This window comes from Actinoplanes sp. NPDC048791 (assembly GCF_040650095.1).
In the GTDB taxonomy this organism is placed as follows: domain Bacteria; phylum Actinomycetota; class Actinomycetes; order Mycobacteriales; family Micromonosporaceae; genus Actinoplanes.
In genome coordinates, this window is the sequence record NZ_JBEZGQ010000587.1 from 1 (window position 1) to 5,379 (window position 5,379).

Sequence of the window (5,379 nt, forward strand, 5' to 3'; positions counted from 1 at the left end):
AGCAGGTCGGCGGCAAGGGTGTCCGCGGCGCGCCAGCGGTCGGGGAGCATGCCCAGCGGGATGTCGACGCCGATCACGGCCGCACCGGAGCTGCCCGCGACGATCTCGTACAGGGTGGACGCCAGCATCGCCCGGCCGAACGCGCCGTCGCGCAGCTCGACCCCCACCCAGCCCAGGGCGTACGCGTCGACGCCGATCACGTGGATGCTCATCGGCAGCTCAGCGGGGGAGGAGTTTCTCGATGGCGGCGATGAGCTCGCCGTCCTGGGGGTCGGTCTGGGGGCCGAACCGGGCGGCCACCGCACCGTCCGGGCCGACCAGGAACTTCTCGAAGTTCCACTGGATGTCCGGGCCGTCGCCGACCAGCTCGCGGTAGAGCGGGTGGCGGCCGGGCCCGTTCACGTCCACCTTCTCGGTGAGCGGGAACGTCACGCCGTAGTTCACCTGGCAGAAATCTTCGATCTCCGCGGCCGTGCCGGGCTCCTGGCCGCCGAACTGGTTGCACGGGACACCGAGGACGACCAGCCCCCGGTCCGCGTACGTGTCGGCGAGCGCCTGGAGTCCGGCGTACTGCGGGGTGAGGCCGCAGCGGGAGGCCACATTGACCACCAGGACGACGTGATCGCGGTAGCGATCCATATCGGCCGGTCCGCCCGAGAGTGTGTGGATGTCGACGGCAAAGATGGTCATGACGGCAGACTACGCGCTGTGCGCGAGCGAGTGCACGCCGTGGCGGCGTCCGGGGGAAAAGTTAAGGTCGCGCTTAATCAGCGATGACCTTCTTGACTCATGTTCATAGATGTGACTACCGTCTCTTCAACTTCCCTTTGGAAAGTTTCCTAACTGTTCTTGAGGAGACGCAGTGAAGAAATCCCTCCGCCGCGCCCTATGGGCCGGGGCCATCGTGGCGGTCGCGACCGCTGCGGTCCCCGTGGTCCAGGCCTCGGCCGCCGCCGCCTGTGCCCCCGCCTGGAGCGCCTCGGCGGTCTACGTCAAGGACAACTCCGTCTCGTACCAGTCGAAGAACTACACCGCGAAGTGGTGGACCACCAACGAGGTCCCGACCGCCAGCGGCGAGTGGGGCGTCTGGGCCGACAAGGGCGCCTGCAGTGGTGGGCCGACCACGCCCCCCACCACCCCGCCGACCACGCCCCCCACGACACCCCCGACGACTCCGCCCACCACGCCGCCGACGACCCCGCCGACCAATGGCCCGGCCGGCAAGGCTGTCGTGGGTTACTTCGCCGAGTGGGGCGTCTACGGCCGCAACTACCACGTCAAGAACCTGGTGACGAGCGGCTCGGCGGCCAAGCTGACCCACATCCTGTACGCCTTCGGCAACACCACCGGCGGCCAGTGCTCGATCGGTGACGCGTACGCCGACTACGACAAGGCCTACACCGCGGCCGACAGTGTGGACGGCGTCGCCGACACCTGGGACACCGGTGCGCTGCGCGGCTCGTTCAACCAGCTGCGCAAGCTCAAGAAGCTGTACCCGAACATCAAGGTGATCTGGTCGTTCGGCGGCTGGACCTGGTCCGGTGGCTTCACCCAGGCCGCCGCGAACCCGACCGGCTTCGCCAACTCCTGCTACAACCTGGTCAAGGACTCCCGCTGGTCGGACGTCTTCGACGGCATCGACGTCGACTGGGAGTACCCCAACGCCTGTGGCCTCACCTGTGACGCCAGCGGCCCGGACTCGTACAACAAGGTCGTCTCCGCCCTGCGCACCAAGTTCGGGCAGAACTTCCTGGTCACCTCGGCGATCTCGGCCGACGGCTCGAACGGCGGCAAGCTGGACGCCGCCGACTACGCGGCGGGCATCTCGAAGCTCAACTACGTCTTCCCGATGACCTACGACTACTTCGGCGCGTTCGCCCCGCAGGGCCCGACCGCCCCGCACTCGCCGCTGACCTCGTACTCCGGCATCCCGCAGCAGGGCTTCTGGTCCGACGCGGCGATCCAGAAGTTGAAGAGCAAGGGCGTGCCGTCCAACAAGATGCTGCTCGGCATCGGCTTCTACGGCCGCGGCTGGACCGGCGTCAGCCAGACCGCCCCGGGCGGTACGGCCACCGGTGCGGCGCCGGGCACCTACGAGGCCGGCATCGAGGACTACAAGGTCCTCAAGAACAGCTGCCCGGTCTCCGGCACGGTCGGCGGCACCGCGTACGCCAAGTGCGGCAGCAACTGGTGGAGCTACGACACCCCGAGCACCATCGCCGGCAAGATGACCTACGCGAAGCAGCAGGGTCTGGGCGGTGCGTTCTTCTGGGAGTTCTCCGGCGACACCAGCAACGGTGAGCTGATCACGGCCATCAAGAACGGCCTCAACTGATTTCTTCCTAGATCGTGGGGCGCCGGGACACCTCCCGGCGCCCCCTTTCGCTGCGCGGATTAGGCTTCTGACATGCGCCGAGAGTGGCACCAGCTCAGTCATCCCGGGGTCGGGACCACCGCCCTGCAGACATCCCGCCCGTCCACCGACTCCGCCGAGGACTCCGCCCTCGGGCTGGACAAGTGGCGGGAGCTCCCGCGCCTGCAGATGCCGCCGTGGGCCGACATGGACGAGGTCGCCTCGGTCTGCCGGGTTCTCGACACCGTCCCGTCGATCGTCGCGCCCTACGAGGTCGACCAGCTCCGGCACCGCCTCGCCGAGGTCTGCGAGGGCCGCGCCTTCCTGCTCCAGGGCGGCGACTGCGCCGAGACCTTCGCCGACAACACCGAGAGCCACCTGCTGGCCAACGCCCGCACGCTGCTGCAGATGGCGGTCGTGCTGACGTACGGCGCGTCGATGCCGGTGGTCAAGGTGGCCCGGGTCGCGGGGCAGTACACCAAGCCCCGGTCCTCGGCGACGGACTCGCTGGGGCTGCCGGCGTACCGCGGGGACCTGATCAACTCGCTGGACGCGAACGAGGCGGCCCGGGTGGCCGACCCGCAACGCATGATCCGGGCGTACGCGAACTCCGCCGCGGCGATGAACATGCTGCGGGCGTACCTGGCGGGCGGCCTGGCCGACCTGGCCGGCCTGCACGACTGGAACAAGGACTTCGTCCGGGCCTCGCCGGCCGGCGAGCGCTATGAGGCGATCGCCCGCGAGATCGACCGCACCCTGGACTTCATCCGCGCCTGCGGCATGACCGAGGACGAGGCGCTGCGCACGGTCAGCCTGTACTGCTCGCACGAGGCGCTGGCGCTGGAGTACGACCGCGCGCTGACCCGGGTCTCCGACGGCAAGGCGTACGGCCTGTCCGGGCACTTCCTGTGGATCGGCGAGCGCACCCGGCAGCTGGACCACGCGCACATCGACTTCATCAGCCGCATCGCCAACCCGATCGGCGTCAAGCTCGGCCCCGGCACCAGCCCGGAGACCGCCATCGAGCTGTGCGAGAAGCTCAACCCGGACAACATCCCGGGCCGGCTCACGCTGATCAGCCGGATGGGCAACGGCAAGGTCCGCGACGCGCTGCCGGCCATCGTGGAGAAGGTCAGCGCCACCGGGGCCAAGGTGGTGTGGCAGTGCGACCCGATGCACGGCAACACCCACGAGTCGTCCAACGGCTACAAGACCCGGCACTTCGACCGGGTCGTCGACGAGGTCCTCGGCTACTTCGAGGTGCACCGCGGCCTGGGCACCCACCCGGGCGGCATCCACATCGAGCTGACCGGTGAAGACGTCACCGAGTGCCTGGGCGGCGCGCAGGGCATCGAGGACCTCGACCTGCCGGACCGCTACGAGACCGCCTGCGACCCGCGGCTCAACACCCAGCAGAGCCTCGAGCTGGCCTTCCTGGTGGCGGAGATGCTGCGTGGCTGACCTGCGGTCCGACACGGTCACCCGGCCGACCGCGGCGATGCGCGAGGCCATGGCGACGGCGGCGGTGGGCGACGACGTCTTCGGCGACGACCCGACGGTCATCGCGCTGGAACGGCAGGTGGCCGAGCTGTTCGGGCACGAGGCGGCCCTGTTCGCCCCGTCCGGCACGATGGCCAACCAGATCGCCCTGCAACTCGTCGTCCCGCGCGGCGGCGAGCTGCTGGCCGGCGCCGACGCGCACGTGGTCACGTACGAGCAGGGGGCGGCGGCCGCGCTTGGGGGCATCTCCACCCGTACCTGGCCGTCGGTGGGCGCGGCGCTGGATCCGGAGCAGATCGAGGCGATGATCCGCCCGGACGGCTACCCGTCGGTGGCGACCCGGGCCATCGCCGTCGAGCAGACCCACAACCTCGGCGGCGGCACGGTGGTCCCGCTGGAGATCCTGCGCCGCCTGCGTACGGTGGCCGACGCGGCGGGCGTGGCCCTGCACTGCGACGGCGCCCGGATCTGGCACGCGCACGTCGCGGACGGCGTGCCGCTGGCGGCGTACGGGGAGCTCTTCGACACTCTGTCGGTCTGCCTGTCCAAGGGCCTGGGCGCGCCGGTCGGCTCGCTGGTCGTGGGCAGCGCGGCCCACATCGCGCAGGCCCGGGTGCTCCGCAAGCGGCTGGGCGGCGGCATGCGCCAGGTCGGCATCCTGGCGGCGGCCGGACAGCACGCGCTGGACCACCACCTGACCCGGCTGGCCGACGACCACGCGCGCGCCCGGCGGCTGGCCGAGGCCCTCGAGCCGCTCGGGGTGGTGCGGGCGGCGGAAGTACGGACCAACCTGGTGCTGCTGGACCTGACGAAGTCGGCCCTGGACGCGCCGTCGCTGGTGGCGGCGGCGGCCGAGCGGGGAGTGCTGATGGGGGCGATGCTGCCGCGTACGGCCCGCCTGGTGACCCACCTGGACCTGACCGACGACGACATCGACATGGCGATCACGGTGCTGCGGGAGCTGCTCCGATGACCCGCCGTGCCGCCGGCACCTTCACCACCGCCTTCGAGCCGCTGACCAGCGACGACGACTTCATCGGCCGGATGCGGGTGCGCAAGACGATCGCCGGCGACCTGACCGGCGAGGGGCTCGCGGAGATGATGTCCGTGGGCACCGCCGTCGAGGGATCGGCCGGCTACGTCGCGATCGACCGGATCACCGGCACCCTGGACGGGCGCGCGGGCAGCTTCGTGTTGCAGCACTTCGGCCTGATGGACCGCGGCGCCGGCACGCTGACCGTGCGCGTCGTCCCCGACTCGGGCACCGGCGAGCTCACCGGGCTGACCGGCTCGTTCGCCATCGTGAACGAGGGCGGCGTGCACTCGTACACGTTCGACTACGAGTTGCCCACCGGGTCGGCCAGCACCTGATCCACGACGTGGCGCCAGGCCGGGGCGGCGCCCGGCTCGGCCAGCATGATCAGCGCCTTCCACAGCGCCCATCCGCGGGCCCGTTGCCAGGTCTGCCGGTCGAGGCCGACCGCGTCGCGGAAGGCGGCGCGCTCGGCCCCTTCGAGGGTGTTCCA

General features: G+C 70.6%; 6 protein-coding genes and 1 pseudogene. 4 read left to right on the forward strand and 3 right to left on the reverse strand.

Annotated elements, in window-relative coordinates:
* The coding region (locus AB0C29_RS31810; RefSeq protein WP_360827978.1) for a DUF429 domain-containing protein at window positions 1-212 on the reverse strand (212 nt) is incomplete at its 3' end.
* Window positions 213-219: 7 nt separating this feature from the next.
* A complete protein-coding gene (locus AB0C29_RS31815) occupies window positions 220-690 on the reverse strand; it encodes a glutathione peroxidase (protein WP_360827981.1) in 471 nt (156 codons plus the stop codon).
* Between the two features lie 172 nt (window positions 691-862).
* Between AB0C29_RS31815 and AB0C29_RS31820 the strand changes: the two genes are divergently transcribed.
* The 4 genes from AB0C29_RS31820 to AB0C29_RS31835 all read left to right on the forward strand — a co-directional run bounded on the left by AB0C29_RS31820 (window position 863) and on the right by AB0C29_RS31835 (window position 5,224).
* On the forward strand, window positions 863-2,335 hold the full coding sequence (locus AB0C29_RS31820; protein ID WP_360827983.1) for a glycosyl hydrolase family 18 protein: 1,473 nt from the start codon (window positions 863-865) through the stop codon (window positions 2,333-2,335).
* A gap of 72 nt (window positions 2,336-2,407) precedes the next feature.
* The gene (locus AB0C29_RS31825; protein ID WP_360827986.1) at window positions 2,408-3,814 is read left to right on the forward strand and encodes a class II 3-deoxy-7-phosphoheptulonate synthase; all 1,407 of its coding nucleotides are present in this window, start codon (window positions 2,408-2,410) and stop codon (window positions 3,812-3,814) included.
* Window positions 3,807-4,826 carry a GntG family PLP-dependent aldolase gene (locus AB0C29_RS31830; protein WP_360827989.1) on the forward strand — a complete coding sequence of 340 codons (1,020 nt, stop codon included), beginning with the start codon at window positions 3,807-3,809 and terminating at the stop codon, window positions 4,824-4,826. Before AB0C29_RS31825 ends, AB0C29_RS31830 begins: the two co-directional genes overlap by 8 nt.
* Entirely contained in the window at window positions 4,823-5,224 is a 402-nt protein-coding gene (locus tag AB0C29_RS31835) for a DUF3224 domain-containing protein (RefSeq protein ID WP_360827992.1), read from the forward strand. The genes AB0C29_RS31830 and AB0C29_RS31835 overlap by 4 nt, the downstream gene beginning before the upstream one ends.
* Here the strand turns inward: AB0C29_RS31835 and AB0C29_RS31840 are convergent.
* Window positions 5,191-5,379 (reverse strand): annotated as a pseudogene (locus AB0C29_RS31840) (aminoglycoside phosphotransferase); the annotation flags it as partial. The gene AB0C29_RS31835 and the pseudogene AB0C29_RS31840 overlap by 34 nt on opposite strands.